General features: G+C 73.4%; 3 protein-coding genes. All 3 read right to left on the reverse strand.

Annotation, left to right across the window (positions count from 1 at the left end):
- Positions 1 to 77: 77 nt before the first annotated feature.
- On the reverse strand, positions 78 to 1,088 hold the full coding sequence (locus H5J29_RS28350) for a Ppx/GppA family phosphatase (protein ID WP_181784052.1): 1,011 nt from the start codon (positions 1,086 to 1,088) through the stop codon (positions 78 to 80).
- Positions 1,089 to 1,138: 50 nt separating this feature from the next.
- On the reverse strand, positions 1,139 to 1,822 hold the full coding sequence (locus tag H5J29_RS28355; RefSeq protein WP_181784053.1) for a response regulator: 684 nt from the start codon (positions 1,820 to 1,822) through the stop codon (positions 1,139 to 1,141).
- Between the two features lies 1 nt (position 1,823).
- A partial coding sequence (locus tag H5J29_RS28360; RefSeq protein WP_181784054.1) for a sensor histidine kinase occupies positions 1,824 to 2,679 on the reverse strand: 856 nt, incomplete at its 5' end.

Consider the following 2,679-nt stretch of genomic DNA (forward strand, 5'->3'; position numbering starts at 1 on the left):
ACGCCCGGTCGCCGCCCCGCCGTTCTCGGCGAGGAGCTCGGCGACCGTGCGCTGCCGCGGCTGATCGGTCTCGGAACTCATCCGCTACACCGTGCCCCGTCGGCCGTCAAGCGTCCAAGTGTCATGGGCGCGTCCTGCGCCGAGCGGTCGCCCCGGACCGACCCATCGAGCGTGTCGAGCCGTCGGAGGATCACTCCTTCGCGCAACGCCCAGGGGCAGATGTCCAGCTCCGTGATCTTCAGTGCCCGCATCGCGGCCTCCGCCACGACCGCTCCGGCGACGAGCTGGTGCGCGCGGCTGGGGCTCACGCCCTCGAGCTCGGCGAGGTCCGCCGAGGACATCCGGGTGATGAACGACCCGAGCTGGCGCAGGCCCGCATGGGTCAGCACCCGCCGCGCCCGCGACCCCGCACCGGAGGGCGCCGCGCCCGTGAGCCTGGCCAGCGACCGGAACGTCTTGGAGGTGCCGACCGCGAGGTCCGGCTCCCCCACCTTCCGCAGCTCCCGCGCGACGGGCGCGAGATCGGCGTCCACCTTCTCGCGCAGCGCCTCGACCTCCCGGCGCGTGGGCGGGTCCTGCGAGAACCACTCGCGGGTGAGCCTGCCCGCGCCGAGCGGGAGCGAGGCCGCGGACGCCGGGTGCTCGTCTCGCCCCGCCGCGAGCTCCAGCGAGCCACCGCCGATGTCGAGGCACAGCAGCCTGCCCGCCGACCACCCGTACCAGCGGCGGACGGCCAGGAACGTGTACCGGGCCTCGTCCTCGCCCGGCAGCACCTCCAGCGCCACGCCGGTCTCCGCACGCACCCGGGCGAGCACCGACGCGGAGTTGGTCGCGTCCCGCAGGGCGGAGGTGGCGAAGGCGATCATGTCGTCGCAGCCGAGCTCCGCCGCCGAGTCCCGCGCCTCGACGACCGCCTTGAGCAGCGACGACGATCCCGCGGAGGTCAGCGCACCCGCGGTGTCGAGGTGCTCGGCGAGCCGCAGCTCCGCCTTCTGCGAGGTGGCCGGGGTCGGATGACCGCCCCGCCGGGCGTCCACCACCAGCAGGTGCACGGTGTTGGAACCGACGTCGAGCACACCCAGTCGCACAGCGGATCAGGTTACCGGGCCGTGCCCCCGCCGTTCCCGGACCGTGACCCTCACCCCTCGAACTTGTAGCCGAGCCCCCGGACCGTCACCAGGTGCTGGGGGACGCTGGGGTCCTTCTCGACCTTCGCCCGCAGCCGCTTGACGTGCACGTCGAGGGTCTTGGTGTCCCCCACGTAGTCCGCGCCCCAGACCCGGTCGATCAGCTGCCCGCGGGTCAGCACCCGGCCCGCGTTGCGCAGCAGGTACTCCAGCAGGTCGAACTCCTTGAGCGGCAGCGGGACGTCGGAGCCGTCGACCGACACGACGTGTCGCTCCACGTCCATCCGCACGGGGCCCGCCTCCAGGACCCCCGCGCCGTCGGCCTCGGCGGCCTCCCCGCCGCGGCGCAGCACGGCGCGGACCCGGGCGATCAGCTCGCGCGCCGAGTACGGCTTGGTCACGTAGTCGTCCGCGCCCAGCTCGAGCCCGACGACCTTGTCGATCTCGCTGTCCCGCGCCGTCACCATGATCACGGGGACGGCGGAGCGGGTGCGCAGGGCCTTGCAGACGTCCGTGCCGCTCATCCCGGGGAGCATGAGGTCGAGCAGCACGATGTCCGCACCGTTGCGGTCGAACTCCTCCAGGGCCTCCTGCCCGGTGGTCGCCACGGCGGCGGTGAAGCCCTCCTTGCGGAGCAGGAACGCGAGCGGGTCGGCGAAGGACTCCTCGTCCTCGACGATCAGCACACGGGTCATCTCATCCTCCAGCTCGACCGGTTGCCCCGGCCGATTCTCGGTCGGGGACGGCCTCGGCCGTGACCCCGGAGTCCCGCGGGGCGGACGTGCCCGTCGCGGGGAGGCGCATGGTGAAGGTCGAGCCGGTGCCGGGGCGGCTCCACAACCGCACCTCGCCACCGTGGTTCGCCAGCACGTGCTTGACGATCGCGAGACCGAGCCCGGTCCCGCCGGTCGCGCGGGAGCGGGCCGGGTCGACCCGGAAGAACCGCTCGAACACGCGGACCTGGTGCTCGGGCGCGATCCCGATCCCGCGGTCGGTCACCGCGATCTCCACCCAGTCGCCCTCCAGCCGTCGACTGACCGAGACCGAGGCCTCGGCGGGCGAGTAGGCGATCGCGTTCTCCAGCAGGTTGGACAGGGCCGTGACCAGCAGCGTCCGGTCGCCCGCGACCTCGAGGCCGGACGGCTCGTCGACCGTGACGTCGATGCCCGCCGACTCGGCGGAGAGCCTGCTGCGGGCGAGTGACTCGGTGACGACCTCGTCGACGTCGACCTCGTCGAGGTCCGGCAACGCCTCGGCGCCGGTCAGCCGGGACAGCGCGATCAGCTCGGTGACCAGCGCCCCGAGCCGCGTGGACTCCCGGAGGATCTTGGTGGCGAACCGCTGGACGGTCTCGGGGTCGTCCGCCGAGTCCAGCACGGCCTCGGCCAGTAGCCCGACCGCACCGACCGGGGTCTTCAGCTCGTGGCTCACGTTCGCCACGAAGTCCCGCCGGGTGGCCTCCAGACGCACGGACTCGGACATGTCCGCGGCCTCGACCAGCGTGAACCCGTCCCCCAGCGCCTGCACGGTCGCGACGACGGCGGCGGGGCGG

The organism is Pseudonocardia pini (genome assembly GCF_013870575.1).
Lineage (GTDB): Bacteria > Actinomycetota > Actinomycetes > Mycobacteriales > Pseudonocardiaceae > Pseudonocardia > Pseudonocardia pini.